The sequence below is a fragment of the Corallococcus praedator genome (assembly GCF_003612125.1).
In the GTDB taxonomy this organism is placed as follows: domain Bacteria; phylum Myxococcota; class Myxococcia; order Myxococcales; family Myxococcaceae; genus Corallococcus; species Corallococcus praedator.
Genome location: NZ_RAWI01001359.1, coordinates 1 through 396 on the forward strand (window position 1 = coordinate 1; position 396 = coordinate 396).

Below are 396 nucleotides of genomic sequence, written 5' to 3' on the forward strand. Positions count from 1 at the left end.
GCATCGACTTCCGCGATCAGCGACGGCCACCGGTTCTCGACCGCGCGGATCTGGTCCTCGCCCAATTCTTCTCGACGGACCGCCAGCGCTGCGAGCTGATCGGCGTCGAAGTAGTTCTCCACTCGTGCATCCACTGTCATCACCTTCCTGATGAGGTCGAGGAGGTCGGTGTCGGTGGGTCGGTGCGAGCGACGCACCGTCGCGAGGACGGTCGCCATGTGGGTCTGCAGCTTCTGCATCGCCGCGAGCTGGGCGTCGACGTGATCGGCGTGCGCGACGAGCATCGCCTCGAGCGATGTCTCACCGTGGATCGCGTCACTGATCTGGTCCAACGACAATCCGAGCTGCCGCAGCGCCAGGATCTCGTAGAGCCGCGTGACGTCCTCGCCGCCGTAG

At 65.4% G+C, this 396-nt stretch carries 1 protein-coding gene; it reads right to left on the reverse strand.

Annotated features, from left to right (window positions below; genetic code table 11):
- Positions 1-396 (reverse strand): MerR family DNA-binding protein (locus D7Y13_RS44455; RefSeq protein ID WP_158626268.1); only part of this gene is annotated, 396 nt, incomplete at both ends.